The organism is Cloacibacillus sp., from assembly GCA_036655895.1.
GTDB lineage: Bacteria > Synergistota > Synergistia > Synergistales > Synergistaceae > JAVVPF01.
Genome location: JAVVPF010000001.1, coordinates 149,712 through 174,871, shown reverse-complemented (window position 1 = coordinate 174,871; position 25,160 = coordinate 149,712). Strand labels below are relative to the sequence as shown.

The window sequence follows — 25,160 nt, the reverse complement described above, 5'->3', positions numbered from 1 at the left end:
ATAAGGAGTGACCCGTATGCCTCAGAACGTAATCAAGGAACTAAACACGCGCTGCGAAAAGAGCATAGAACACCTTAAGGGAGCCATGCTTGGCATCCGCACCGGTAGAGCGCATCCCGCACTTGTCGAAGATATAAAGGTGGACTATTTCGGCACACTGACGCCCGTAAAAAATATGGGCAGCGTCAACGTCCCGGAGGCGCGTCAGATAGTGATCACGCCGTGGGACAAGACCGCGATAAAATCAATCGAAAAGGCCATCCAGACCTCAAGCCTCGGCATCACTCCGCAGAACGACGGCGAGTCTATTCGTCTCAACCTGCCGGAGCTGACGCAGGCGCGGCGTCTTGAACTTAAAAAAATGGTCAACAAACTGGCGGAAGAGGCTCGCATCGCGGTCCGCAACGTACGCCGCGACGCCATCGAGTCCTTCAAAAAGCTGGAAAAAGATAGCAAAATCACCGAGGACGAGCTTAAGAAGTTCCAGAAAGAGGCTCAGGACAAGACCGACGCCTTCATCAAAAAAATAGACAGCTCGCTTGTGGAAAAAGAAAAAGAGATAATGGACAACTAAGCGATATTGAACGAGAATGAGCCGCCGTCTTCGGCGGCTTTTTTGTTATCATAAGGCAGATACGAACGCACAAAGCGGAGGAATGACAATGACGCAGAAAGAATTTTTTCAGGCTGTGAAAGCGGCCCGGGGCCGAGCCTACCTAGTGGGCGGAGCCGTGCGCGACGGACTGATGGGGCGTTTCGTCCACGACCGCGATTACGTCATCTGCGGGCTTTCGCTTGATAGATTTTTGAAAATTTTTCCGGATGCGCGTCCGGTGAGTCATTCGTTTCCAGTATTTCTTCTGTCCATAGACGGCGCCTTGTGCGAAGTTGCCTTCGCGCGTAAAGAAAAAAAGAACGGCACGGGCTACAAGGGCTTTAATTTTGTCTGCGACGCGGCTATAACGATAGAAGAAGACCTCCGCCGCCGCGACACTACGATAAACAGCATTGCGCTGGACGACCGTGGAACGCTGATAGACCCGTTTGGCGGCGAAAGGGACATAGCAGAAAAAACCATCCGCGCCGTCTCCTCTCATTTTTTCGAAGACCCGGTGCGCGCGCTGCGCGCCGCGCGTCAGGCGGCGCAGCTTGGTTTTGAGATAGAGCCGCGCACTCTTGCCATGATGAACAAATGTGCGGCGGAACTTGCGCTGGAACCTAAAGAACGAAAATTTGCGGAACTAAAAAAGGCGCTTGCCTGCGAGCGGCCCTCCGTCTATTTCCGCGCCCTTCGCGCGGCGGGGCTGCTTTCGAGTGAATTTCCGTGGCTTTTTGGGCTTATTGGAAATAGCAAACCTAACTTATGCCGTCCAGAGAGCGACGCCTTTGAACGCTCAATGGAGGGCCTCGACCGCGCGGCGGCAGATACGACGCGGCTTGAAGTGCGCTTTGCGGCGCTTGTGCACGAGCTCCCACATCACTTCTGCCAAGAATCGGTGCGGCTTGAGGTGCTGCCAAAGATAGATAAAGCTCTCGGTCTGCCAAAAAAATGGCGCCAGTGCGCCGCCTTTGTCATAAAAGAAGAGACGCGCGCGCCGCATCTTACAAACGCTGCCACCATACGCGACCTGCTTCGCGCGGCGCAGGCGAGCCCGCTTGGAATTGACGGCCTCTGCGCCGTCGTTGCGGCGTACAACGAAACGCTTCCGGCGTACCTGCGCGAAAACGGCGCCTGCATCCGCGTCATGGACGAAGCCGCGAAAGAGGGCTTGTTTGAAAATCTCAAAGGGCCGCAGATAGGCGCGCACATCCGTGCAAAAGAGACGGCCGCGCTAGCAAAATATCTTGAAGCGGCAGAAGATCACGCAGCTACAATTTAAATACCTTCACAAAACATTCGGCGTATGCCGCGCCCTTTCCGGGTGCGGGGCGAGCTGACGTCAGCATATTTATTTCGGGCAGTCCCTGATAAGTCCAGGCCGTCCCCGGTGAAAGCGACGCGTCGGCCTCCGCCCTCATGTTTATTCCGGCGCCGTTTTCAGAGAGCACGCAGACCTCGTCTCCTGTGGCTATCCCTCTTTTCTCACATAGATGCTCCGAGAGCCGGATGACGAGTTCCTTCGCGCAGGACGGCGCGTCCGCGCTCTGCCCGTTTATATACCTGTCGGAATGCACTGTGACGAGCCTTATATATCCCTTCGGCGGCATCATCTGCTGAGGCGCGCGGTCGGGCAGCAGCGCGCGCGACTCGGGCAGTTTCCAGTAACACGGTTCACTCCATTTATAAAGATTTTTCCCAGCGCTCTTTAGCCTTGAATCGGCAAGCAGCGCGTCGTTCATCTTCGCGTAGAGCTGTGAGAGGTCGAGGTCAAGCCCAAGCTTTCGCGCCAATTCGTCGTAAATTTGCAGATCGCTTTTGCATCCGGCGCGCGGTTCCGTTATTTTTTCGTTGTGCGAGAGGTAGCTGTGGCCGTAGGCGCCGATCCAGTCCTCCTCTTCAAGATATATTGATGAAGGCAGAACTAAGTCGCAGAGCTGCGCCGTCTTTGTCATGAACATTTCGCTGCACGCCTTGAAATCAACTGCGGAAAAAGCCTTTTCGACAGCGGCCGCGTCAGGCGTCTGCTGCGCCGGATTGCAGCACATGATGTTCAGCACGCGCACGGGAGGGTCGGCTGCGATTATTTCCGAAGGCCATGACGAGACGCCGAAGCGCCGCACATTTTCGCATCTTTCAAAGAGCCCGGCCGGAAAGAGCGCGCCCTCGTCCTTGCTGAACGAAAGCCCCGCCGCCGCGTTCTCAAAACCGCCAAGGAGCACGGAAAGCGCGAATATCCATCTGAACTGGAGGTCGCCGTGGCAGTACCTCTGCGCTCCGTAGCCCAGGATGTGCGTGACCGGCGCGTGCGACGCGAGCCATTCGTATATTTCATGCGCCGTCTCCTCGGGGATGCCGGCGGCGGCAAGAAGTCCGTTTTTATTTATTGAATTGATGAAGGAGACAAATTTATCAGCGTTGTCGCAGCGGCCGCGCCATTTTTTACAGTCCGCGCCGCGTTCTAAAAGTTCACGGCAGAGCCACGCGGCAAGCGCCCAGTCGCCGCCGGGAGCCACGCGCCAGAATTGTTTGCACGAGTCCGCGGTTTCTGAGCGCCGTATCTCAATAGAGGCGGTCTCGCCCCCGTTGTTTACAAACGAAAATAAAAACGGCGTCTGATTTGGCTGAGTGGCGAAGCTGTTGCGTCCCCAAAAAAGTATGCCGCGCGCCTTGCCCATCTCTTCAAATGAAAGATACGGCACGCCGAAGCCGCAGGTAGATTCTTTAAGGCCGGTAGAGCCGATGGTCGAGCAGAGGCTGCCCTTTGTGGCGGAACATCCTCCAAGCGCCGAATAAAAGGCCGGGATAAGCTGCTTTGAAAATGTCATCGAACCTGCGCCCGTGAGGGACATTACGGAATGTGGCCCGTACTGCGCGCGGCTTTGCGAAATCTTTTCGGCCCAGAGGCCAAGCGCGTCGTCCCAACTGATGCGGGAAAAGCCGGAAGGCCCCTTCAAAAGCGGAGAGGTGAGCCTGTGCGGATCGTGCAGACGGTCTATAGATCTGCGCCCCTTCGCGCAGACGAACCTGCTCCATTTATTGTCCGTGTTCGGCTGCATCTCAACTACGCCGTTGATATGGCGCGCCTTTATGGAACAGGTACACGGACAGTCGTAAGGGCAGGCTGTATATTTCCATTCGGCTGACATTCGGCGTCACTCCTTTTTTAAAAATTATACGGTCACATGGCCGCAGGCGCAATGACATAGCCCAACATCGGACGCAGCGCGCAAATTTTACAAAATAATATTTTGCAACCGCTTGCACAATAAAAAATATTGGGGTATAATTTCTTCGACAGGGAAATATGAAGCGCGAGCACTGCGAAGTTTATTAAGTTTAAAATATAAAATAAAAAAACGGAGGGATACTTATGGCGGAACTGAAAGAAAAAGCGCAGCTTATGAGCGCTCAGGACTTGAACCGCGTAATTCGCCGCATAGCCCACGAAATGGTGGAGCACAACAAGGGCACTGAAAACATGGTGCTGGTAGGCATACACAGGCGCGGAGTATATCTTGCGCGCAGGCTCCAGAAGCTCATCGAAGAGGCCGAAGGCTCAAAGGTGCCGTGCGGCGAGCTTGACATCACTCTCTACCGCGACGACCTCACAACGCTCTCCGAGCAGCCCATCGTCCACAGCACGAGAATGCCGTGCGACATCAGCGGCAAACACCTCTTCCTCGTCGACGACGTCCTCTACACGGGACGCACGGTGCGCGCGGCGCTAGAGGCGCTCGTAGACCTCGGACGCCCGGAGATAGTCCAGCTTGCGGTGATAATAGACCGCGGACACCGCGAACTTCCGATACACGCCGATATATGCGGCAAAAACGTTCCTACATCAAAGAGTGAAGTAATAGAGGTAAAAGTCGAAGAACTGGACGGAAAGGACGAGGTGGTAATCTGTGAGCGAGATGCTTAATGAAATAGGGCAGATGACCTGGCGTCATCGCAGCGTTATAGACCTTGACTGCTGGACGCGCGAGGAACTTTATTTCCTGCTCGATCAGGCAAGGCACATGGAAAATGTTATGGACAGGCCCGTCAAAAAGGTGCCCGCGCTTCGCGGCAAGATGTGCGTCAATCTCTTCTTTGAAAACTCGACGCGCACAAGGGTATCGTTTGAACTTGCAGAAAAAATGCTCTCGGCCGACGTCGTGAACTGGTCGGTCTCTGGCTCCAGCGCCTCAAAGGGCGAGACCATGCGCGACACCGCATGGACGCTTGAGGCGATGGGAGCCGATATAGTCGTTATGCGCCACGGCGCGGTGGGCGCCGCCCAATACCTCGCCTCAAAACTGAAGCGCGGCATAGTGCTCAACGCGGGCGACGGCACGCACGCGCATCCGACGCAGGCTCTTCTTGACCTTTACACGGCATGGAAGCATCTGGGCGACCTTGAGGGACGCAAAATAGCCCTCGTAGGCGACGTGCTTCACAGCCGCGTAGCCCGCAGCGACGTCATAGCCTTCAAAACGATGGGCTGCGACGTGGTGCTTTCAGGCCCGCCGACAATGATGCCACGCGAAGCGCACGCTCTTGGCGTAAGCTACGAACGCGACCCGCGCAAGGCCGTCGCAAACGCCGACATGGTCTATCTTCTTAGGATACAGCGCGAACGCCAGCAGGACGGACTCTTCCCGTCGGTAGACGAATACCACCGCTGGTGGGGCGCGGACGAGGAACTGATGAAGTACGCGAAGCCGGGCGCTCTTGCGATGCACCCAGGCCCCATCAACAGGGGTGTGGAAATCGCCTCGGAGGTGGCCGACGGCCATCAGAGCGTGATACTTGAGCAGGTGCGTTCGGGAGTGGCGACGAGAATGGCGCTGCTATATCTCTGCGGCGGAGGTGCAAGATAATGGGAAAGACGCTCTTTAAAGATTTCAAGATATTCAACGGAACAGATTTTATAAAAGAAGACAGCCTTCTCGTTGAAGAGGGCAAAATAGCGAAGATAGGCTGCGGACTTGAATGCGAAGGCGCGGATGTAGTCGACGGCAACGGCAGACTGCTCACCCCGGGCTTCATAGACCTCCACGCCCACTTCCGCGACCCGGGTCAGGAATGGAACGAAGACCTGAAAAGCGGCGCGCGCGCCGGAGCCGCCGGCGGTTTCACGACACTGGTCGCCATGCCAAACACAAAGCCCGCCGTATCGGAACCAGCGCTCGTCGAATATGTGATGAGCCACGGAGCGGCCGCGCACGCAGCGCGCATCCTTCCCGCCGGCTGCGTCAGCAAGCACCGCGAAGGCAAAGAGATTTGCGAAATGGAAAAAATGGCGGAGGCGGGCGCGGTATTCTTCACAGACGACGGCGCGCCGGTAGCCACAAGCCAGCTTCTCCGACTCGCGCTGCTTTACACGGGACACGTACTGCCCAGGATAATGGAGCACCCCGAGGAAATCAGCCTCTTTAAAGGCGGACAGGTTCACGAAGGCCGCGTAAGCGCCCTTTCCGGCCTTAAGGGTATCCCCGGCGCCTCCGAGGAAATAGACGTAGCGCGTGGCATAGCGCTGGTACGCGAGACTGGCGGCCGCATCCACTTCACGCACCTGTCAAGCGCGGGCGCGGTGGAGCTCATCCGCAACGCGAAACGCGCCGGACTGGAGATCACCTGCGACACGACCTTCCACCACCTGACGCTCAACGAAAACGCCGTAATAAACAGCGGCTACAATGCGCGCTTCAAGGTCAACCCGCCGCTACGCGCGGAAGCCGACCAAAAGGCGCTCTGGGAAGGCCTTCAGGACGGCACGATAGACGCGATAGTGACCGACCACGCGCCGTGGCACATGGACGAAAAAGACGAGCCGTTCCAGGAAGCTCCCTTCGGCATTGCGTCGCTTGAATGCGCCGCCGCCGTGCTGCTTGACTACCGCGCGAGAAATTATCCGAAAGTGCCGCTTGAACTGCTCTTTACAAAGATGACCTCTTCACCCGCCGCACTGCTTACGGAAAAATGGCAGGGACTGGGACGCATCGAAGAGGGAGCCTGCGCCGACCTCACCGTCATAGACGAAGAAAGAACGCGCATCGTCGACTGCCGCACATGGAAAAGCAAGGCGCGCTGCTGCCCGTGGGAGGGCATAGCGCTCACCGGCTGGCCCGTAATGACCTACGTCGAAGGAAACAAAATCTGGCAGGACGAAGAAGAGCTTTAAGAAGTATACAGAGCACGAATATAGATAGAATCGGTTATAATATATAGAGCAAACAAGATAGCACAACTGTTTTTCGGTTGTGCTATCACTCTGAGGAGGGAAAAATAAATGAAAGACAACCGCTGCGGCCTTATCGCCGCCGTAGACGTTCCGACTCTGGACGACGCGCGTTCCTTCCTGGAACGCCTTGACAGGGCCACTAAATATGTCAAAATAGGCCCGCGCCTTTACGCGCTGGGCGGCACGGCATTCGCCCGCGAGATAATCGACATGGGCTACGAGCTTTTTCTGGACCTGAAACTGCACGACATCCCAAACACAGTAGCCTCCGCGGTAGAGCCGCTTTCGGAAATTGGCCTCTGGGCGCTGACGCTGCACACCTCCGGCGGATACGAAATGATGGCGCGAAGCGTAGCGATGCGCGATAAAACTAAAAGCAAAATGAAGCTGCTCGGCATCACGGTGCTGACAAGCTTAGGCGGCGAACTTTGGAGCGACGTACACCCCGGTTCCAAAATGGAAGAGGCCCTCACAGGACGCGCAACGACCGCACAGCGCGCCGGCATGGATGGAATAGTCTGTTCTCCGCTCGACCTTTCGCTGCTTGCTGGAAAAGCCGAAAAATTACTGCGCGTCGTGCCCGGCATTCGCGCGCATAAAGTAAGCACCGAGGACCAGAGCCGCGTCGCCACAGCGAAAGAGGCGGCGGAGGCTGGAGCCTCGTACATCGTAGTCGGACGCCCCATACTGGAGGCGCACGACCCGATAGCCGCGGCAAAAGAGATAATAAAGACGCTTGAGGGAGTGGAGTAGAGACCATGGAAAATATTTGCGCAGGCAACGAAGTTTCAAATAAAATACTTGAAATGATGAAAAAAAGCGACGCGCACCTACAGGGCCACTTTAAACTTACATCGGGCCTGCACAGCGACAATTACATGCAGTGCGCGCTGATGCTGCGCTATCCCGAATACGCGGCCTACGCCGGCGCCGAGCTTGCCAAACTGCTTGCTCCGGCAAAGCCCGACTTTATCCTGTCGCCCGCGCTCGGCGGCCTCATCATCGGCCACGAAGTTGCGCGCGCGCTTGGAGTGCCCTTCATATTCACCGAGCGCGTAGACGGGGAAATGCGCCTTAAGCGCTTCCCGCACCCCGGCGCGCTGCGTTTTGCGCTCGTGGAAGACGTCTGCACCACAGGAAAATCCTCACGCGAGGCGGCAGAGATACTTGTCGCGGCCGGCGCGGACTGGGCTGCCTCCGGCTGCATCGTAGACCGCCGGGCTGCGGCCTGTCTTCCAGACTGGGATCTGAAATCACTGGTGAAAGTACATTTCGCCTCATACAAAGAGGAAGAATGCCCCATGTGCAAAGAGGGGCTGCCGCTTGTGAAGCCGGGAAGCCGTCCGGAGACAAAATGAGGCGGCCATCGCCCGGGCGCGCTCTGCGGCTGCTGCCCGGGCTTCTGCTCACAGCCGTGCTCTGTCTCTTTTACAGCGGAGCGACAGAAGCCGCACAAGCCGAGAACGTAAAAATAGCCGTCACCTCGCCGTGGCTCTACGAAGTCGCCTCATTCATAGGCGGCAGACAGGCCACGGTCAGGGCGCTTTCTACCTGGGGCAGCGGTGGGGCCACCGTACCCACGGGCCGTCCCAGGGCCGCCGAGCTTGTAATAGCCTTCGACCCGGACGACGCGGCGCGCTTCAAAATATCAAAAAACAACAAAAATCTGCGCCTGCTCTATAAAAAGGTCGCCATGTCGGAGGACCAGCTTCGCCGCGCCTTCTTCGACCCGGCAATGCTTCCATTCATTGCGCAGGAAATAATGAAAATAATCGCCGCGGCCGACACGCCGAACTACGCCTACTATCAGCGGCGTCTTGCGGAGTTTCAGTCGCGTATCGACAGCACTATGGGCATAGGCCGCCACATGCTGCGCGACAAGCGTATGCTCGATTTGACCGGCGCGGAGGGCACATGGGTACGTTCTTCGATATCCGGCATAGTCCGCCCGCCCGACTCCGTCTGGAAAAGCTGGCTTTCCGGCGACGGCGCGGCGCTCAAAGCGGCGCTTGACGAAGCCTCAAAGCGCGGCTGGCTTGTGCTTCTTGACCCGTGGACGCCAGAGGTCATACGCAACGCTGCGGCGGCGTACCCCAACAGACTGACGCTTCCGGTACCGCCGGAAGATACTGAATTTTTCGTCTTTCTGCATGAGATATTCACTATGATAGCGAATAGGGTAAATGCTAAGCCGGCGGAGAAAAAATAACGATACATATTTATCAAAATAATGTAAAATAAGAGCGTTCAGCGTTTTTCGCTGGGCCATTTTATTTTTGAATATAATAAAGAGGAGTCCCTAATGACTATCAGAAAAAAACATGCCGCGGCGCTGTTGCTCGCCGCAATCTGCGCGTTGACCGCAAGCGCCGTTTTTGCAGCCGTACAGCCCGTTCCGGGCAAAACGCAGAGCACGCTCTCCGCGGACGATATTCAGTATAACGTAAATACAAACGAGGCCCACGCAAAGGGCAACGTAATAGTCAAACGCGAAGGCTCGACGCTGACTGGCGCGGAAGCGCACGGCAATACAGAAAAAGAGATAATGACGATAAGCGGCGGCGTAAGCGGCGACTTCCCCGAAAAAGGAGTAAAGCTAGTAGCCGACAGCGCGACGTGGACGGGCGACAAGACAAAAAAGACGGACGGCACGGTAGAAGCCTTCGGCAAAGTGCTGCTGACGCGCGCTCCAAAGGACCGGCTCAACGCGGACTACGTTCTGTGGCAGCTGGGCACGGAAGATTACAAGGCGCGCGGCTCAGTCGACGGAGTTTTTGAGAACAGGGCGCTCAAAGCCGCGGAAGCCACAAGGACCGGAAACAAGTTCTGGGCGCGCGACGTAAAGCGCTACGAAGACATGATACAGAAATTCGTGCTCTCCGCGAAGACGCTGGACGGCGTGCTCGTAAAAGACGAAAAGACGGGCCAGGAAACGCTGCAGGAGATGACGGCCGATAAAAACGTCGTCTTCGACTATGTAGACAAAGAGGGCCTCAAAACCAGAGTGACGGGAGACAAGGCGCTCTACTCAAAGGCGCGCGGCACGATAGTCGTCTCCGGCAACTCAAAGGCGGTGCGCAGCGACGGCAAGGTCGTCACCGCGGACACGATGGTGATGCACGAGGATACGCGCAACATAGAGGCCAAAGGCAACTCAAAAATAACCTTCATCGTAGACGATAAAAAGAAAAACGAAGATAAAAAAGAAGACAAAAAAGACGGCAAAACAGCCAATAAAAAACAGTCAAAGAGCGACGTGAAGACAAAGCAAAACGACGCGGAGAAAATTTCAGAGCCGGCCTCGTCCGACAAAAAGCCTGAAAAGCCCGCAAAAGATTCCGCGATGAGCGACAGCGAAAAAAGCTGGGTGGAACAGAAATGATCCCGATGGGCGAAGACCGCGAGGCGAAGGTGCTGCGCGCTAAAGAACTGGTCAAGATATATAACGACAGAAAAGTTGTAAACGACGTCAGCATCGAGATAAAAAAAGGCGAGATAATAGGGCTGCTAGGCCCGAACGGCGCCGGAAAGAGCACCACCTTCTACATGATAGTGGGGCGCATCTATCCAGAATCAGGCAGCGTATGGCTTGGCGACATCCCCCTTACGCAGCTTCCGATGTACGAGCGCGCCCGCGCCGGCATCGGCTATCTGCCGCAGGAGGCCTCCGTCTTTCGCAGCCTCACCGTGCGTCAGAATCTTGACCTCGTGCTGGAGGAGTCCGGCGTCGAAAAGGACGTGCGCGGGGAGAAGATAACCTACCTGCTCAAAGAATACGGGCTGAGCCACCTTGAAGATACAAAGGGCGTCTCGCTCTCCGGCGGCGAGCGCAGGCGCGTCGAGATAGCGCGCTGTCTTGCGCTTGAACCGCTCTTTTTGCTGCTGGACGAGCCGTTCAGCGGCATCGACCCGATAGCGGTAGCCGACCTTCAGGGTATAATCCGCGACCTGAAAGAGAGGGGCTACGGCATACTGCTGACAGACCACAACGTTCGCGAAACTCTGACGATAACAGACAGGGCCTACCTCATCTACGAAGGCAAAGTCTTCCTCGAGGGCAAGCCCGACTACATAGCCAAAAATAAAGAGGCGCGAAAGTACTACCTTGGCAAAGACTTTACATGGTAGGCGCTGACGGCCAGAACCCCAACGGAGATCCTGTGGCGGACGGCCAGAACCCTAATGGAGATCCTGTGCCAATGATGGAAGAAAATAAAAACCTGTCCGGCATGGTCTTCCACGCCATGAGGATGATGGCGGGAACGCTCGTGAGCCGCGTGCTCGGCCTTGTGCGCGAGATGCTCACCGCCGCGCTCTTCGGAGCCACGCGCCAGCTTGACGCCTTCTTCGTCGCCTACACGCTGGCTAACCTTTCGCGTCAGCTTCTCGCGGAGGGTGCGCTTTCGGCCTCGTTCGTGCCAGTATTTTCCAGAACGCTCACGGCGGACGGCCGCGACAGCGCCCAAAGGCTTGCCAATCAGGCGCTCACCGTGCTCATCTTCGGCTGTTCCTGCGTAGTGGTGGCCGGCATCCTATTTGCGCCCTTTTTGGTCGACATAATGGCGCCCGGCTTTGCGCAGCACGAGCGCGCGCTTGCCATCAGCATGACGCGCTTCATGTTCCCGTTCCTCATGCTCGTCTCAGTTGGGGCGCTTGCAATGGGCGTTCTAAACAGCGTCGGCAGCTTCTTCGTCCCCGCTGTAGCGCCCGCCGTCAGCAACCTCGCCTACATCACCTTCCTGCTTATTTCTCGCAGCCATCTTTCAATATGGAATCTCGTTGCGGCGGTGCTCATAGGCGGCGCCTTCCACATGCTTTTACAGGTCTACTGGTGCGGGCGTCTTAAAATGACATTGCGGCCCGCGATGCCGAATAAAAACGACCAGCGCCTGCGCAGCATGATGGTGCTTTTTTTACCGTACGCCGCGGGGCTTTCACTGAACCAATTAAACCCGCTCATAAGCCGTATGCTCGGCTCGTTTCTCGCCGCCGGCTCCATCTCCGTCCTCACCTACGCGGACAGGGTGCTTCAGCTTCCGCTCGGGCTCTTCGTCATAGCCATATCGCAGGCGGTGCTTCCGATGCTCTCGCGTCAGGACCCGGCAAAAACGCTTGAATTTCGCGACTTCATCCGCGACGCGCTGCGATTTGACCTTTTTGTGGTGCTGCCTGTGGCGGCGGGACTCTCCATCATATCAAGCGAAGTGATACACCTGCTCTTTTTTAGAGGCGCCTTTTCGGAATGGGCGTGGCACGCCACGGCTACCGCGCTTGCGCTTTACGCGCTGGGCCTTCCCGGGATGGCCACCAGCACCGTGATAATGCGCGCCATCTACGCGCGCAGGATGCCGCGCGCGGCCATCCTCATAACCGGCGTCACAGTGGGCGTCAACCTTTTCGCAAGCGTCACGCTGATGCACTTCTTCGCCTATGCCGGCCTTGCCGCCGCCTCCGCTCTTGCTTTCACCGCGGCGAGCGTCTTTGCCGCCTGGCGTCTGTCCCGCAATATAAAACAGAAGCTCATGATCTTTGAGCCGCTCTGGAGCTTCAAAATATTCGTCTCCATAGCGCTCATGGTCGCGGTGCTGCTTGCGTTCAAAACTCTGCTGCCATACCCCGCCGCTTCAAAGCTACTCCTTCGCATAGCGTGGCTCGCCACAGCGATAATCGGCGCGGGCGCGGTCTACGGCCTCTCTACCTTCATGCTGCGCTGTCCCGAATGGCAGTGGATAAAGGACGCCGCGCGCAGAAAAAAATAAAACTCTCGTGTCCTCTTGCGTAAAATTAGCACAGCGGGCACAGATACCTTCATTTGTTCGGGTATCTGTTTGGGCGCATCTTCTACCAAGGCGCTTTTACCTTCATCAGATAGCCGCACTGTCGATATTTATGATATTATTAAGAGTCGTATGGATAGATTTTTTTCGTATGGCTCTTTTGTTTGTTGTCTTAATAAAGTGAAAAGAGGTTTGAGATGAAAAAATATTTAGTGTTGCTTATAGGGTTGCTCGCCGCCGCTTGCCTCTGCGGGAGTGCCGCAGCAAAAGAGGCGCAGGACGCTCCTCCGATGGCGCCGCTGCTTGACGCGCGCCAAACGAGCGTGTGGGTAGAGGGGCAGCGCATGGGAGACATGGTGCTTGGAGCGCGCGGAGCGCTGCAATTCGTCTACGTCGATGAGAAACTTTCCAAAGCGATAACCGCGAACCCGAAACTTGAAAGCTGGGTCTATGACGCGGCGCAGTATTTCGGCACGGAGGCGACGCAGGGCAAAGCGCTCTTCATCGTCCATCTTGACGCGTACAAACCATGGAACTTCGATTATGAAAAAATCGCCGTCGGCGACTATCACCCCGACAAGAACGACATACTTACGCCCAGCATGACAAACCCGTTCGGAGAACTTGACTCCAAATACAGCGGCTTTTTCTCCTTCACCGTGCCCGCCTCCATCATACAGCCGGGCAGCGAGGTGACGATCGGCTACGGAGAGGATTCTGAGAAATGGACTGTTCCCAAAAAATAAACCAGTCGCAGACAAAAGAGGAAATAAAAGATATACATATCTATAAATGCGCCGGCTGCGGAGAGCTCTTTGAAAGCGCCGGCTTTGCTGAACGGTGCCCAAAGTGCGGCTGCCGCGTCCTCATACACAAAAAAGGAGAACAGCGGCGCGCGAAGGGCTGCTGCTGCACAGGCGGCTGCGCAGGATGCGGGGGCTGCTCCCACTGATGAGCGCCCGCTTTCTCACGCTCGGCATAGAATCAAGCTGCGACGACACCGCAGCCGCGCTCATTGACGAAAACGGCGTCGTCCTCTGCGACCTTATCTCAAGCCAGATAGATTCCCACAGCCTCTACGGAGGCGTCGTGCCGGAACTTGCCTCCAGGATGCATCAGGAGGCGATACTGCCGCTCATTGAAAACCTGCTTGATAAGGCCGGCATACAAAACCCAGAAAAAGAAATATCCCTTATCGCAGTCACCTCCGGCCCCGGGCTTATGGGATCGCTGCTCGTCGGCGTCATGACCGCAAAGGCGCTCGCTCAGGGATGGAACCTCCCGCTGCTTGGGGTAAATCATCTTGAAGGGCACATCTTCGCAAACGTCGCGGCAAACCCAACGCTTTCGCCTCCGTTTGTCTCGCTCATAGTCTCCGGCGGACACACGGAAGTCGTGCTTGTGCGCGCCTTCGGCGACTACACTCTGCTTGGCGCCACGCGCGACGACGCAGCCGGCGAAGCGTACGACAAAGTTTCAAAAACGCTGGGCCTTGGCTACCCCGGAGGCCCAGTGATAGATCGGCTCGCTCAGGCGGGCGACGCGCAGGCCTTTACCTTGCCGATGCCGCTTGCTGCGTCGCATGAGATAGAATTCAGCTTCAGCGGCCTCAAGACCGCCGCAATAAACCTCATCGAAAAAGAACGCGCAAAGGGCGGCGAGCTTCCAGTGGAAGACATCTGCGCCTCCTTCCAGCGCGCCGTTATAGAAAGCCTGCTCAAAAAAATAAAACTCGCTGTGAAACAGACCGGAGTAAAACGGCTGACGCTCTCAGGAGGCGTCGCCGCAAACTCAGGACTGCGGGACGCGCTGCACGCCTACGCGCAAAAAAGCGGCGTCGCGCTCTTTCTTCCGCCGCGCGCTATGTGCACAGACAACGCCGTAATGATAGCCTCCGCAGGCTACAACTCATATTTGCGCGGCAACCGCTCGGACCTTTCTCTTTCGCCCAGTCCGTCGTGGAGTATATGGTAAATCGTAAAAGAAACTGCTTGCCAAAAATCAATAAAGCTATTATACTATCGATATTGGATGATTGATTAACAGGGAGGGACAAACATGAACAGCACAAAGCCGCTAAGCATATCAAGACAATCCCTACAGCGTATGCCGGTCTATTTGGAAGAGCTGAAGGCGCTCAAAAACGCAGGAAATATCTACGTATCATCCTCAAACCTAGCAGCAAAGCTGGGGCTGCATCCTGTTCAGGTCAGAAAAGACTTGGCCGCCGTCTCAAAGGTCGACGGAAATCCGCGCGTAGGATTTCTGCTTGAAGGCCTCATAGACGACATGGAAGATTTTCTCGGCTGCAAAAACGCGCACGAGGCGATAGTGGCCGGCGTCGGCAACCTTGGACGCGCGCTTCTTTCGTATAAAAATTTCGACCAGTACGGCCTTTCAATAATAGCCGGCTTTGACAGCGCACAGGAGGTAATCGGCACGACCGTGGCCGGAAAAGAGATATTCGAGGCCTCTCGGCTCACGGAATACAGCGCGCGTATAGGCGTCCACATCGGGATAATAGCCGCGCCCGCGGAACATGCGCAAGCAATATGCGACGCGATGATACTGGGCGGCATAAAGGCTATATGGAACTTCGCCCCTGTGCATTTGAACGTCCCTCCCGACATACTGATAACAAACGAAAATCTTGCGGCCTCCTTTGCGGCGCTTTCAAGCCGATTGAGGCAGCAGCAGGAAAAACAGTAAACTACGGCGCGCCTTTGGGCCGCTTTATTCAATAAAAAGCACAAATCAATTTACATAAACTTATAGCTCTCAAATAAACGGAGACCATGAACTACGAGGCCGCTGTTGGCGCTATGCCTTTCGCCGGCGGCGGAGAAAAAAAGAAAGAAGGATAACAGTGACGGAGAAATTCGACTATGCGCTCATCGACAGCATCATTGACGGACACGCCGCACAAGGTACGGCAGTCATAGCTATTTTGCAGGACATTCAGGAGCATTTCCGCTACCTGCCCCGCGAAATATTTCCCTATCTTTCAAAGAAGCTCGGCGTTCCGCAGGCGCGGATATACAGCGTCGCCACCTTCTATGAAAATTTCTCACTTAATCCAAAGGGGAAATATGTCATAAAGGTCTGCGACGGCACAGCCTGCCACGTGCGAAAATCAATCCCCATTCTTGAACGCCTCCGTGCCGAACTTGGTCTGTCAGACAAAAAGGCTACCACCGACGACCTCGGCTTCACAGTGGAAACTGTCTCATGCCTCGGCGCCTGCGGCCTGGCTCCGGTGCTCACTGTAAACGACAAAGTCTATCCCGCCATGACCCCCGAAAAGGCCGCCGCGCTGCTGGCCACCCTAAAGGAGGAGCTGTAAGATGATAACCGACCGCAACGAGCTGCGCCAGCTCCGCGTAAAATACGCGGCAAGCCTCGCCGAAGAGAAGAAAAAAATATTGATATGTGCGGGCACTGGATGTATTTCAAGCGGCTCGCTCGAAATATTTCAGAAACTCAAAACAATAATGGAAGAAAAAGGCGTGAACGTCGCGGTAGAGCTTGCAGAAGAGCCGCACGACGACTCCGTAGGGCTGAAAAAATCCGGCTGCCACGGCTTCTGCGAAATGGGCCCGCTCGTTCGCATAGAGCCGCAGGGCTGGCTCTACGTAAAGGTAAAAGAAGAGGACTGCGCCGAGATAGTCGAAAAAACGATAGTAGGAGGGGAACACATCGCACGCCTCGCCTATCATAAAAACGGCGAAAGCTTCAAAAAACAGTCTGAGATACCATTTTACAAAAAGCAGACGCGCCACGTCCTCGAACACTGCGGCCACATAGACGCCACCTCAATAAAAGAATACCTCGCCATAGGCGGATACGCCGCGTTTGAGCGCGCGCTCTTTGACATGACCGCCGACGAAGTCGTAGGCCTCATCGAAGAATCCAACCTTCGCGGGCGCGGCGGCGGCGGTTTCCCGACCGGACGCAAATGGAGCCAGGTGAAACGTCAGAAGGCTCAAAATAAATACATCGTCTGCAACGGAGACGAGGGCGACCCAGGCGCATTCATGGACAGGAGCGTCATGGAGGGCGACCCCCACAGGATGCTCGAAGGCATGATGATAGCGGGGCTCGCCTGCGGCGCAGCAGACGGCTACATATACGTCCGCGCGGAATATCCGATGGCCGTCTCGCGCCTTCGCACAGCCATCGCGCAGGCGGAAAAGCTCGGGCTGCTTGGCGAAAACATACTGGGCACGGGCTTCTCATTCAAAATGCACATCAACCGCGGAGCCGGCGCCTTCGTCTGCGGAGAGGGAAGCGCGCTCACCGCCTCAATAGAGGGAAAACGCGGGATGCCGCGCGTCAAGCCGCCGCGCACAGTGGAACACGGCCTCTTTGACAGCCCCACGGTGCTCAACAACGTCGAGACCTTCGCAAACGTCCCGATAATCATAAATAAGGGCGCCGCGTGGTACAAAAGCCTCGGCCCGGAAAAAAGTCCCGGCACGAAGGCCTTCGCGCTCACAGGCAACATAGAGAACACAGGCCTCATAGAGGTGCCGATGGGCACAACGCTGCGCGAGATAGTCTTTGAAGTGGGCGGCGGGATGCGCGACGGCGCGGATTTCAAAGCCGTGCAGATAGGCGGCCCCTCCGGCGGCTGCCTCACAGCGAAAGATCTCGACCTGCCTCTTGACTTCGACTCGCTCTCAGCAGCTGGCGCAATGATAGGCTCTGGCGGCCTTGTCGTCATGGACGGTAAGACCTGCATGGTAGAGGTAGCCCGCTTCTTCATGAACTTTACACAGAACGAGTCCTGCGGCAAATGTGTGCCCTGCCGCGGCGGCACAAAACAGATGCTCGCCGTCCTCGAACGCATAGTGGCAGGAGAGGGGCGCGAAGGCGACATAGAGCTGCTGCTCGAACTTGCTGAGATGATCTCAAACACCGCGCTATGCGGCCTCGGAAAGACGGCGGCTCTGCCTGTCATAAGCACAATTAAAAACTTCAGAGACGAATACGAGGCTCATATCAATCAAAAATACTGCCCAGTAAACGCCTGTACAAAATTAAAGAGCTTCGTAATAGACCCGTCGCTCTGCAAAGGCTGTTCCAAATGCGCGCGCGGCTGTCCCGTCGAGGCAATAACGGGCAAGATAAAAGAGCCGTTCACAATAGACAGGGAAAAGTGCGTCAAATGCGGCGCGTGCGTCACAGCATGCCCCTTCCACGCCGTAAAGGAGGGCTAACGAGATGGAAAACAAAAAATATATGATGATAGACGGCCTCCCAGTGGAGATCGGCGAAGAAAAGAACATCCTCGAGGTAATAAGAAAGGCCGGCATAATGCTGCCAACCTTCTGCTACTACTCCGAACTTTCGATTTACGGCGCCTGCCGCATGTGCATGGTCGAAAACAAATGGGGCGGCATGGAGGCCGCCTGCTCAACGCCGCCAAAAGAGGGCCTTGAGATATGGACGAACACCGAACGCCTGCGCAAATACCGCCGCATGATACTGGAGCTGCTGCTCGCCGAGCACTGCCGCGACTGCACAACATGCAGCAACAACGGCAAATGCCGTCTGCAGGAACTTGCAATGAGGTTCAACATAGAGGGCGTGCGCTTTCCAAACGGCGCGGAAACCAGCCGCCGCGACGACTCCTCGCTCTGCATATCGCGCGACCAGAACAAGTGCATCCTCTGCGGCGACTGCGTGCGCATGTGCGGCGAAGTTCAGCAGGTGGGCGCGATAGATTTCGCGCACCGCGGCTCAAAAATGACCATCAGCACCGTATTTGACATACCGATCTCAGAAAGCGACTGCGTAGGCTGCGGCCAGTGCGCCGCCGTCTGCCCGACCGGCGCAATAGTGATAAAAAAAGACAGCGAAAAAGTCTGGAAGGCGCTTGACGAAAAAGAAACGCGCGTCTCAGTGCAGATAGCCCCCGCCGTGCGCGTGGCGCTCGGACAGGAGCTTGGCATAGGCTGCGGCGAAAACGCGATGGGCAAAATAACGGCCGCGCTGCGCAGAATGGGCTTCAACGAAGTTTACGACACCTCTACCGGCGCAGACCTCACCGTACTTGAAGAGGCCTCGGAACTTCTGGACAGGCTTGCCGGCGGCGAACGCAAGATGCCGCTTTTTACCTCCTGCTGCCCCGCGTGGGTCAGCTTCTGCGAAAAAGAATACCCGGAGCTGCTTGAAAACCTCTCGACCTGCCGCTCTCCGATGCAGATGTTCGCCTCCGTAATAAAAGAACACCACAAACATTCGCCGAGAAAACAGGTACACGTAGCCGTAATGCCCTGCACTGCGAAAAAGGCCGAGGCCGCGCGCGAAGAATTCCGCACCGAAGCCGGCGCAAACGTCGATTACGTCATCACCACGCAGGAACTTATCCAGATGATAAAAGAGTCGGGGCTCGCCTTCGCGGAACTTGAACCGGAGGCCATAGACATGCCCTTTGGCACAATGAGCGGCGCGGGCGTCATCTTCGGAGTGACGGGAGGCGTCACCGAAGCGGTGCTGCGCAGGATAAGCGCCGACAAATCACCGGCGGCCCTATCTGCGCTTGCCTTCAACGGAATGCGCGGAAACGACGGCATAAAAGAGACGACGGTAAAAAGCGGCGGCAAAGAACTGCACATCGCAGTAGTGAGCGGCCTGGGAAGCGCGCGAGAGATCATAAAGCGAATAAAAGGCGGAGAACACTTCGACTTCGTAGAGATAATGGCGTGCCCCGGCGGCTGCGTCAGCGGAGGAGGACAGCCCTTCGCGCTCTCCGACGGGCGCGCCACGCGCGGCAAAGGCCTCTACTCGGCGGACAGAATGTCGAGCATAAAACGTTCCGAGGAAAACCCGCTCATGATGTCGCTCTACGCCGGCCTGCTGAAAGGCCGCGTTCACGACCTGCTCCACGTACATTACGGAAAAAAAGGAGAGTAGCTCATGAAACTGAGGATATGTATAGGCACCTCCTGCTACTTAAAAGGCGCATACAACGTGCTCCAGCTCTTCCAGCACGAAATAGAACGCCGCGGTCTTCACGAAAAAATAGAAATAAGCGGAGCCTTCTGCATGGGCAACTGCGAAAACGGCGTCTCCGTCAGCATAGACGGCAAAACATACGGAGTAGCCCCAGAAGAGGCGGCCAAATTCTTCGAAGAAACAATAATGCCGGCAATCTGATAGTACAGAGACGCAAAGAGCCGCGCAACCCAGCGCGGCTCTTTGCGTTATTTGCCAAACAGGTCGCTGTGCGTTCCAATGCGTGACAAGGAGAGCACCAACACGTCATCCTTCAGGCGATAAATCAGTACCCTTAACACCAGGGTCGGCTGCGATTCTTTCCGCCTCTTCCATTGCCGCTAACGTCTCCGCGTTTAACTGATTTAGCGAAATATCAAAGGGGATCCTGCCCTCACGGAGCGATTGCCGAACGAATATATTGAACGCCGTCGAGAGGTTCATCCCAAGCTCATTAAAAAGCGCGTCCGCCTGCGATTTCAGCCCGGCATCCATACGGATGCTGATATTTGTTGTTGTACCCGCCATTTGATCATCTCCCGTCTTCATAATCAGTATATGACAATTGCACGAAAGATACAATGCAATATCCCTTAATTGCACGAAGATGCCAAACAGGTAAAATCACCCAATCCCCTTCACTCTCATGCCCTTCCTCTCTTTCTACGCCTTTTATACGTAAATTCGCTGTAAATCGTGTAATTGCCTGTAAGATTTAATTAAGTCAAAGAAATTATGTATAAATCAGCATGGTGTAAGAAAGGCCATATTACAGATGAAAATACGTAATATTTGCCTATAATCAGATTTGTACAAAGAGGCTATACTTATTAGAATTTCTCATGTAAAGAGAATTAGCACTCACACGTATAGAGTGCTAACACAAAAGCAGAACATAATAATCACTGGAGGGATCTTTTATGAAACTAAAGCCACTTGGAGACAGACTCGTAGTAAAGGCGGCGCCGAACGAAGAAAAGACAAAGGGCGGACTCGTACTGCCTGATACGGTGAAAGAAAAGCCCGTCGAGGGAATCGTCGTCGCGGTAGGCGAAGGCAAAGTTCTTGACAACGGCACGCGTCAGCCCATGGAAGTCAAAGTGGACGACAAAGTCATCTACAGCAAATATTCCGGCACAGAAGTCAAAGTTGACGACGAGACATACCTCATAATCGGCGAAAGAGACGTACTCGCCGTCGTTGAGAAGTAGCTGCGCGCACAGCTCAGACAGCTTATAAACTTTCATAAACAAAGAGATCACGGAGGGAATAAATCATGGCAAAGACACTGCTTTTCAAAGAAGACGCACGCCGCGCGATGGAGCGCGGGATCAATAAAGTTGCCGACACAGTAGGCATCACGCTCGGCCCCAAGGGACGCAACGTAGTCCTTGAGAAGAAATTCGGTTCGCCCACCATCACCAACGACGGCGTCACCATCGCAAAAGAGATAGAGCTCGAAGATCCGTTCGAGAACATGGGCGCACAGCTCATCAAAGAAGTCGCCTCAAAGACCAACGACGTAGCCGGAGACGGCACAACGACGGCCACAGTGCTGGCGCGCGCCATGGTTCGCGAAGGCACGAAGAACGTAGCGGCCGGCGCAAACGGAATGCAGCTCCGCACCGGCATCGAAGGCGCCACCGACACAGTCGTCGCCGAACTCAAAAAGCACGCCGTGCCTGTAAAAGAGCACAAAAAGATCGCACAGGTAGCAGCTATCTCCGCCAACGACAAAAAGGTCGGCGAGCTTATCGCCGAAGCAATGGAAAAGGTCGGCGAAGAGGGCGTAATCACCGTTGAAGACAGCAAGAGCCTCGGCACAACGCTTGAAACTGTCGAAGGCCTCCAGTTCGACAAGGGCTACCTCAGCCCCTACATGATCACCAACCCCGACCGCATGGAAGCCATCATCGAAGACGCGAACATCCTCATCGTAGACGGCAAAATTTCAAACGTGAAGGACATGCTCCCCGTCCTTGAAAAGAGCGTACAGCTCGCGAAGCCCCTTCTCATCATCGCTGAAGACGTCGAAGGCGAAGCGCTCGCCACGCTCGTAGTCAACAAGCTGCGCGGCATCCTTCAGGTAGTCGCGGTCAAGGCCCCCGGCTTTGGCGACCGCCGCAAGGCAATGCTCGGCGACATAGCGACCGTCACAGGCGCCACCGTAATCAGCGAAGAGATAGGCCGCAAGCTCGACAGCGCGGACGTAGCCGACCTCGGACACGCTAAAAAAATCAAAGTTACAAAAGAAGACACCACGATCGTTGAAGGCGCCGGCGACAGCTCAGCCATCAAAGACCGCGCCTCGCAGATAAAGAAAGAACTTGCCGACTCAACGTCAGAATACGACAAAGAGAAGCTCCAGGAACGCCTTGCCAAGCTCGTAGGCGGCGTGGCGGTCATTCAGGTCGGAGCGGCGACAGAGACGGAACAGAAGGAACTCAAGCTCCGCATAGAAGACGCTCTCAACTCGACCCGCGCGGCTGTAGAAGAGGGCATCGTCCCCGGCGGCGGCGTCGCGCTCGTAGGCTGCATCAAAGAGCTCGACAAAGAGATCGAAAAGCTCGAAGGCGACGTAAAGACCGGCGCTCAGATAGTCCGCAAGGCGCTCACAGAGCCTCTCTACCTCATCGCCAACAACAGCGGCATGCAGGGCGACGTCATCATCGAAAAGGTGAAGACGCTCAAAGAAGGCCAGGGCCTCGATGCCACAACAGGCGAATATGTCGACATGATAGAAGCCGGCATCATCGACCCCGTTAAGGTGACCCGCTCCGCTTTGCAGAACGCGGCGTCAATTGCAGCCATGATACTGACCACCGACGCGATAATAGCAGACAAGCCCGAAAAGAAAGATACACTGGGCGACATGGCAGGTATGGGCGGCATGGGTGGAATGGGCGGAATGGACTACTAAAAACCGCTTCGCAAAATATAAAACTATCAAACCTGCCGTGGAGACAATGCCGTCTCCACGGCTCTTTCTTTATTGAACGTTTTGTTGAACGCACTTTTACAGATTGACAAAGCCAAATCAATGATATATATAGTAAGTGGTGTCAAAGGGCATTTAAGTGGTTTGCAGCAAGGAGGTATTGAACATGTCACTGAATAAAAGAGTGCGTTGCGACAAGGCGCTGTCGATTATTTTGTATATCCTTTCGCATGGATGTACAAATATGTACAATCTTCTGAAAGTGATTTACTTTGCGGATAAAGAACATATCAGACTGTCGGGAAATACAATGTACAGAGAAAATTATTATGCTCTGCAAAAAGGGCCCGTGCCAAGCACCGCGTATGATATGCTAAAATATATTCGCGGCGATGGAATATGCGATTTTGATTGCCTGCGCGACGCTCCGTTCCATTTTTCATCTGAGTATGAGATTGTCGCGGATAAAGAATATAACGCGGATTTCCTAAGTGATATTGACTATATCTGCTTAAATGATTCTCTCAAAAAATATGGGACGATGCCCATGGGACAGCTTATTACAGCCAGTCACGAGGAGTCCGACTACAAAGAGGCTGAAGCCGACGACCGCATCTCTTTTGAGTCACTGGTTAAGAGTGTGGACACAGACGGCAGCATAATGAGGCATATTAAAAATGTCACAGAACAATCGGTTACTGCCGAAGCTATTTGAGTTACTGCCGGCGGAGTGTGCGTGTTCTACCGGCTCAATTTTATATTTAGAAACTCATTTTTCCAATGGCGTAATCAAAAACAAGTATCTTGCTCTCATGGATGGCAAGGATCCTCCGATTTTCTTTTTTATCAATTCAAAAAAAGAACGCAAGAAGTGGAACGAATGCGAAATCACATTGCCCTCTGATGTCTATAGTTTTCTTCATCACGATTCTTATCTTGATTATCATACAGAGGCGTCTTCTCTTGACTACGTTGACGATTGTTTTCCATCTATGGCTGAAATCACGGTGGCTTTGGCAAATGACAAAAATAGATTCAAAGGGCGCCTGAGACGAGAAGAGGCTATACAGATACTTCAAGGGATAGATTCAAATCGCAACGACCTTGAACCTCCTGTAAAACACAGGATCCGTGAAGCGCTTTCGGAATACATAAAATAAAAATCATGGGGCTTCAAAAGCCCTCTTTTTATGTGTGACAGCATTTCTCTTCCGTTGACTTTTTAAGGCAATGAATATATTCTGAATCTCGGTACAGAGCGAGGGGGGATCTTTGTGGAATTCCAGTATGAAGCTAAAGCGCCGGACGGAAAGACGATGCGCGGCTCGCGTTCGGGACAGGCGGAGGCCGACGTTATTTCGTGGCTTCGCGGCAAAGGGTGGATACCCATAAACATCTCGGTCGACCATTCCATCTCCCTCACAGGCGCCTCGGAGCGCGCCTCCGCCGCGCCGAAAGAGGCCGGCCTGAAAGATCCGTTCTGGGAGCTTTCCGCGCGCATCAAAATGCGCGACAAACTTATATTTTTTCGGCAGCTCGCCACAATGATAACGGCGGGCATCCCCGTCACGTCGTCGCTTGCGATATTGATAGAGCAGACGCAGAACAAACGCTTCAAACGCGTGCTGACGCGCGTCTACAACCGTGTCAGCGCGGGAACGACGCTCGGAAACGCGCTTGCGGAAAATCCAAAGGTCTTTGACGCCATCACCATACCGCTCATCAGGTCCGGCGAAGAATCGGGAACGCTTGATGCAAGCCTCACAAAACTTGCCGGCTTCATGGAAGATCAAGACAACCTGCGCAAAAAAATAATCTCCGCGATGACCTACCCGTCGGTCGTCATAGCAATCGCGCTGCTCGTGCTCGGCGCAATGGTCGTCGTCGTCATTCCGCAGTTTGAAAAGGCCTTCAGCAACATGAACATAGAGATGCCCATGCTCACGCAAATGACCTTCAGCCTCGGCCGCTGGATGCAGGCCAACTGGTACACGATACCGATAACGATAGTTTTGCTTGCTCTGCTGCTTGCGAAGCTGCGCCGAATGCCGTCGATGAAGATGCCTATAGACGTCTTTTTGCTGAAACTTCCGATATTTGGCGACATAGTATTTAAATCTTCAAGCACGCGCGCCTTCCGCACGATGGGTTCGCTCTTGCAGTCCGGCGTGCCGGTGCTCACCGCGCTTGAAATGACGGCCGACGTCGCCGGCAACGAAAAAATGCGGCGCGCCTTCATCGAGATGCGCGACGGCGCCGCGATGGGCAAGCCTCTGCACCAGATAGTGCAGGAGAAAAAACTTTTCCCGCCGATGATAGCGCACATGATAGCGGTAGGCGAAGAGACGGGCCGCACAGACGAAATGCTGCAGAAGGTGGCCGACTGGTACGACGCGGAGCTGTCGGAAAAGGTGAAGCGCTTAAGCTCGATACTTGAACCGGTCATGGTCGTCTTCGTCGGCGTCATAGTCGGCTTCATGGTGCTCGCCATCTTCCTGCCGATAATCACCGCCATCACAACATTGATGTAGCCTGCGTAAATAGATATTCCATTTTATTTAAATTAATATTATAATAGAGACGTTTGAGCAGCACGTAAGGCGTTTTGCGTCATAGGAA

General features: G+C 55.0%; 26 protein-coding genes. 24 read left to right on the top strand and 2 right to left on the bottom strand.

Going from position 1 to position 25,160, the window contains the following annotated elements; genetic code table 11:
* Positions 1-16: 16 nt before the first annotated feature.
* Positions 17-574, top strand: a complete 558-nt coding sequence (frr, locus tag RRY12_00750) for a ribosome recycling factor (GenBank protein MEG2183198.1) — start codon at positions 17-19, stop codon at positions 572-574.
* Between the two features lie 88 nt (positions 575-662).
* Entirely contained in the window at positions 663-1,880 is a 1,218-nt protein-coding gene (locus RRY12_00745; protein MEG2183197.1) for a hypothetical protein, read from the top strand.
* Here RRY12_00745 and RRY12_00740 read toward each other — a convergent pair.
* Positions 1,870-3,747, bottom strand: coding sequence for a molybdopterin-dependent oxidoreductase (locus RRY12_00740; protein ID MEG2183196.1), 1,878 nt, complete (start codon positions 3,745-3,747; stop codon positions 1,870-1,872). The genes RRY12_00745 and RRY12_00740 overlap by 11 nt on opposite strands.
* 224 nt (positions 3,748-3,971) lie before the next feature.
* Between RRY12_00740 and pyrR the strand changes: the two genes are divergently transcribed.
* The 17 genes from pyrR to RRY12_00655 all read left to right on the top strand — a co-directional run bounded on the left by pyrR (position 3,972) and on the right by RRY12_00655 (position 19,765).
* Positions 3,972-4,523, top strand: a complete 552-nt coding sequence (gene pyrR, locus RRY12_00735) for a bifunctional pyr operon transcriptional regulator/uracil phosphoribosyltransferase PyrR (GenBank protein ID MEG2183195.1) — start codon at positions 3,972-3,974, stop codon at positions 4,521-4,523.
* A gap of 13 nt (positions 4,524-4,536) precedes the next feature.
* Entirely contained in the window at positions 4,537-5,463 is a 927-nt protein-coding gene (locus RRY12_00730) for an aspartate carbamoyltransferase catalytic subunit (GenBank protein MEG2183194.1), read from the top strand.
* Positions 5,463-6,767, top strand: coding sequence for a dihydroorotase (locus RRY12_00725; GenBank protein MEG2183193.1), 1,305 nt, complete (start codon positions 5,463-5,465; stop codon positions 6,765-6,767). The genes RRY12_00730 and RRY12_00725 overlap by 1 nt, the downstream gene beginning before the upstream one ends.
* A 108-nt stretch (positions 6,768-6,875) precedes the next feature.
* Entirely contained in the window at positions 6,876-7,580 is a 705-nt protein-coding gene (pyrF, locus tag RRY12_00720) for an orotidine-5'-phosphate decarboxylase (GenBank protein MEG2183192.1), read from the top strand.
* A 5-nt stretch (positions 7,581-7,585) separates the two neighbouring features.
* Positions 7,586-8,185: an orotate phosphoribosyltransferase gene (gene pyrE, locus RRY12_00715; GenBank protein MEG2183191.1), complete on the top strand. Its 600-nt coding sequence runs from the start codon at positions 7,586-7,588 to the stop codon at positions 8,183-8,185.
* A complete protein-coding gene (locus RRY12_00710) occupies positions 8,182-9,036 on the top strand; it encodes a hypothetical protein (protein ID MEG2183190.1) in 855 nt (284 codons plus the stop codon). Before pyrE ends, RRY12_00710 begins: the two co-directional genes overlap by 4 nt.
* A gap of 93 nt (positions 9,037-9,129) precedes the next feature.
* Entirely contained in the window at positions 9,130-10,209 is a 1,080-nt protein-coding gene (locus tag RRY12_00705; GenBank protein MEG2183189.1) for a hypothetical protein, read from the top strand.
* The gene (gene lptB / locus RRY12_00700) at positions 10,206-10,955 is read left to right on the top strand and encodes an LPS export ABC transporter ATP-binding protein (protein MEG2183188.1); all 750 of its coding nucleotides are present in this window, start codon (positions 10,206-10,208) and stop codon (positions 10,953-10,955) included. Before RRY12_00705 ends, lptB begins: the two co-directional genes overlap by 4 nt.
* Positions 10,949-12,586: a murein biosynthesis integral membrane protein MurJ gene (murJ, locus tag RRY12_00695; GenBank protein ID MEG2183187.1), complete on the top strand. Its 1,638-nt coding sequence runs from the start codon at positions 10,949-10,951 to the stop codon at positions 12,584-12,586. The genes lptB and murJ overlap by 7 nt, the downstream gene beginning before the upstream one ends.
* Positions 12,587-12,801: 215 nt before the next feature.
* Complete coding sequence (locus RRY12_00690) at positions 12,802-13,350, top strand: hypothetical protein (GenBank protein MEG2183186.1); 549 nt, start codon at positions 12,802-12,804, stop codon at positions 13,348-13,350.
* Positions 13,329-13,556 (top strand): hypothetical protein, encoded by a 228-nt coding sequence (locus tag RRY12_00685; protein ID MEG2183185.1) that lies wholly within the window; start codon positions 13,329-13,331, stop codon positions 13,554-13,556. The genes RRY12_00690 and RRY12_00685 overlap by 22 nt, the downstream gene beginning before the upstream one ends.
* On the top strand, positions 13,556-14,578 hold the full coding sequence (tsaD, locus tag RRY12_00680; GenBank protein ID MEG2183184.1) for a tRNA (adenosine(37)-N6)-threonylcarbamoyltransferase complex transferase subunit TsaD: 1,023 nt from the start codon (positions 13,556-13,558) through the stop codon (positions 14,576-14,578). Before RRY12_00685 ends, tsaD begins: the two co-directional genes overlap by 1 nt.
* 84 nt (positions 14,579-14,662) lie before the next feature.
* Entirely contained in the window at positions 14,663-15,313 is a 651-nt protein-coding gene (locus RRY12_00675; protein ID MEG2183183.1) for a redox-sensing transcriptional repressor Rex, read from the top strand.
* A 157-nt stretch (positions 15,314-15,470) separates the two neighbouring features.
* A complete protein-coding gene (locus RRY12_00670; protein MEG2183182.1) occupies positions 15,471-15,947 on the top strand; it encodes an NAD(P)H-dependent oxidoreductase subunit E in 477 nt (158 codons plus the stop codon).
* A 1-nt stretch (position 15,948) separates the two neighbouring features.
* Complete coding sequence (locus RRY12_00665; protein ID MEG2183181.1) at positions 15,949-17,823, top strand: NADH-quinone oxidoreductase subunit NuoF; 1,875 nt, start codon at positions 15,949-15,951, stop codon at positions 17,821-17,823.
* 4 nt (positions 17,824-17,827) lie between these two features.
* Positions 17,828-19,522 carry a [FeFe] hydrogenase, group A gene (locus RRY12_00660; GenBank protein ID MEG2183180.1) on the top strand — a complete coding sequence of 565 codons (1,695 nt, stop codon included), beginning with the start codon at positions 17,828-17,830 and terminating at the stop codon, positions 19,520-19,522.
* A gap of 3 nt (positions 19,523-19,525) precedes the next feature.
* Entirely contained in the window at positions 19,526-19,765 is a 240-nt protein-coding gene (locus tag RRY12_00655) for a (2Fe-2S) ferredoxin domain-containing protein (GenBank protein ID MEG2183179.1), read from the top strand.
* 105 nt (positions 19,766-19,870) lie between these two features.
* On the opposite strand, the gene RRY12_00650 is transcribed toward RRY12_00655, so the two are convergent.
* The gene (locus tag RRY12_00650; GenBank protein ID MEG2183178.1) at positions 19,871-20,131 is read right to left on the bottom strand and encodes a type II toxin-antitoxin system RelB/DinJ family antitoxin; all 261 of its coding nucleotides are present in this window, start codon (positions 20,129-20,131) and stop codon (positions 19,871-19,873) included.
* 392 nt (positions 20,132-20,523) lie between these two features.
* On the opposite strand from RRY12_00650, the gene groES reads away from it, so the two are divergent.
* The 5 genes from groES (at position 20,524) to RRY12_00625 (ending at position 25,072) form a co-directional block, all read left to right on the top strand.
* Complete coding sequence (gene groES / locus RRY12_00645; GenBank protein MEG2183177.1) at positions 20,524-20,814, top strand: co-chaperone GroES; 291 nt, start codon at positions 20,524-20,526, stop codon at positions 20,812-20,814.
* Positions 20,815-20,879: 65 nt separating this feature from the next.
* A complete protein-coding gene (groL, locus tag RRY12_00640) occupies positions 20,880-22,523 on the top strand; it encodes a chaperonin GroEL (GenBank protein MEG2183176.1) in 1,644 nt (547 codons plus the stop codon).
* Positions 22,524-22,707: 184 nt separating this feature from the next.
* Positions 22,708-23,256 carry a Panacea domain-containing protein gene (locus tag RRY12_00635; protein MEG2183175.1) on the top strand — a complete coding sequence of 183 codons (549 nt, stop codon included), beginning with the start codon at positions 22,708-22,710 and terminating at the stop codon, positions 23,254-23,256.
* Positions 23,219-23,701 (top strand): hypothetical protein, encoded by a 483-nt coding sequence (locus RRY12_00630; protein MEG2183174.1) that lies wholly within the window; start codon positions 23,219-23,221, stop codon positions 23,699-23,701. Before RRY12_00635 ends, RRY12_00630 begins: the two co-directional genes overlap by 38 nt.
* Positions 23,702-23,815: 114 nt before the next feature.
* The gene (locus RRY12_00625) at positions 23,816-25,072 is read left to right on the top strand and encodes a type II secretion system F family protein (protein ID MEG2183173.1); all 1,257 of its coding nucleotides are present in this window, start codon (positions 23,816-23,818) and stop codon (positions 25,070-25,072) included.
* Positions 25,073-25,160 lie beyond the last annotated feature (88 nt).

Excerpts from the sequence above, each read along its gene's own strand:
- RRY12_00740 (MEG2183196.1), bottom strand. The coding sequence starts at position 3,747 with ATGTCAGCCGAATGGAAATATACAGCCTGCCCTTACGACTGTCCGTGT.
- RRY12_00650 (MEG2183178.1), bottom strand. The coding sequence starts at position 20,131 with ATGGCGGGTACAACAACAAATATCAGCATCCGTATGGATGCCGGGCTG.
- RRY12_00660 (MEG2183180.1), top strand. The coding sequence starts at position 17,828 with ATGGAAAACAAAAAATATATGATGATAGACGGCCTCCCAGTGGAGATC.
- pyrE (MEG2183191.1), top strand. The coding sequence starts at position 7,586 with ATGGAAAATATTTGCGCAGGCAACGAAGTTTCAAATAAAATACTTGAA.
- frr (MEG2183198.1), top strand. The coding sequence starts at position 17 with ATGCCTCAGAACGTAATCAAGGAACTAAACACGCGCTGCGAAAAGAGC.
- tsaD (MEG2183184.1), top strand. The coding sequence starts at position 13,556 with ATGAGCGCCCGCTTTCTCACGCTCGGCATAGAATCAAGCTGCGACGAC.
- RRY12_00730 (MEG2183194.1), top strand. The coding sequence starts at position 4,537 with ATGACCTGGCGTCATCGCAGCGTTATAGACCTTGACTGCTGGACGCGC.
- RRY12_00745 (MEG2183197.1), top strand. The coding sequence starts at position 663 with ATGACGCAGAAAGAATTTTTTCAGGCTGTGAAAGCGGCCCGGGGCCGA.
- RRY12_00690 (MEG2183186.1), top strand. The coding sequence starts at position 12,802 with ATGAAAAAATATTTAGTGTTGCTTATAGGGTTGCTCGCCGCCGCTTGC.
- RRY12_00725 (MEG2183193.1), top strand. The coding sequence starts at position 5,463 with ATGGGAAAGACGCTCTTTAAAGATTTCAAGATATTCAACGGAACAGAT.
- groL (MEG2183176.1), top strand. The coding sequence starts at position 20,880 with ATGGCAAAGACACTGCTTTTCAAAGAAGACGCACGCCGCGCGATGGAG.
- RRY12_00705 (MEG2183189.1), top strand. The coding sequence starts at position 9,130 with ATGACTATCAGAAAAAAACATGCCGCGGCGCTGTTGCTCGCCGCAATC.
- lptB (MEG2183188.1), top strand. The coding sequence starts at position 10,206 with ATGATCCCGATGGGCGAAGACCGCGAGGCGAAGGTGCTGCGCGCTAAA.
- pyrR (MEG2183195.1), top strand. The coding sequence starts at position 3,972 with ATGGCGGAACTGAAAGAAAAAGCGCAGCTTATGAGCGCTCAGGACTTG.
- RRY12_00655 (MEG2183179.1), top strand. The coding sequence starts at position 19,526 with ATGAAACTGAGGATATGTATAGGCACCTCCTGCTACTTAAAAGGCGCA.
- pyrF (MEG2183192.1), top strand. The coding sequence starts at position 6,876 with ATGAAAGACAACCGCTGCGGCCTTATCGCCGCCGTAGACGTTCCGACT.
- RRY12_00635 (MEG2183175.1), top strand. The coding sequence starts at position 22,708 with ATGTCACTGAATAAAAGAGTGCGTTGCGACAAGGCGCTGTCGATTATT.
- RRY12_00710 (MEG2183190.1), top strand. The coding sequence starts at position 8,182 with ATGAGGCGGCCATCGCCCGGGCGCGCTCTGCGGCTGCTGCCCGGGCTT.
- groES (MEG2183177.1), top strand. The coding sequence starts at position 20,524 with ATGAAACTAAAGCCACTTGGAGACAGACTCGTAGTAAAGGCGGCGCCG.
- murJ (MEG2183187.1), top strand. The coding sequence starts at position 10,949 with ATGGTAGGCGCTGACGGCCAGAACCCCAACGGAGATCCTGTGGCGGAC.
- RRY12_00675 (MEG2183183.1), top strand. The coding sequence starts at position 14,663 with ATGAACAGCACAAAGCCGCTAAGCATATCAAGACAATCCCTACAGCGT.
- RRY12_00685 (MEG2183185.1), top strand. The coding sequence starts at position 13,329 with ATGGACTGTTCCCAAAAAATAAACCAGTCGCAGACAAAAGAGGAAATA.
- RRY12_00630 (MEG2183174.1), top strand. The coding sequence starts at position 23,219 with ATGTCACAGAACAATCGGTTACTGCCGAAGCTATTTGAGTTACTGCCG.
- RRY12_00665 (MEG2183181.1), top strand. The coding sequence starts at position 15,949 with ATGATAACCGACCGCAACGAGCTGCGCCAGCTCCGCGTAAAATACGCG.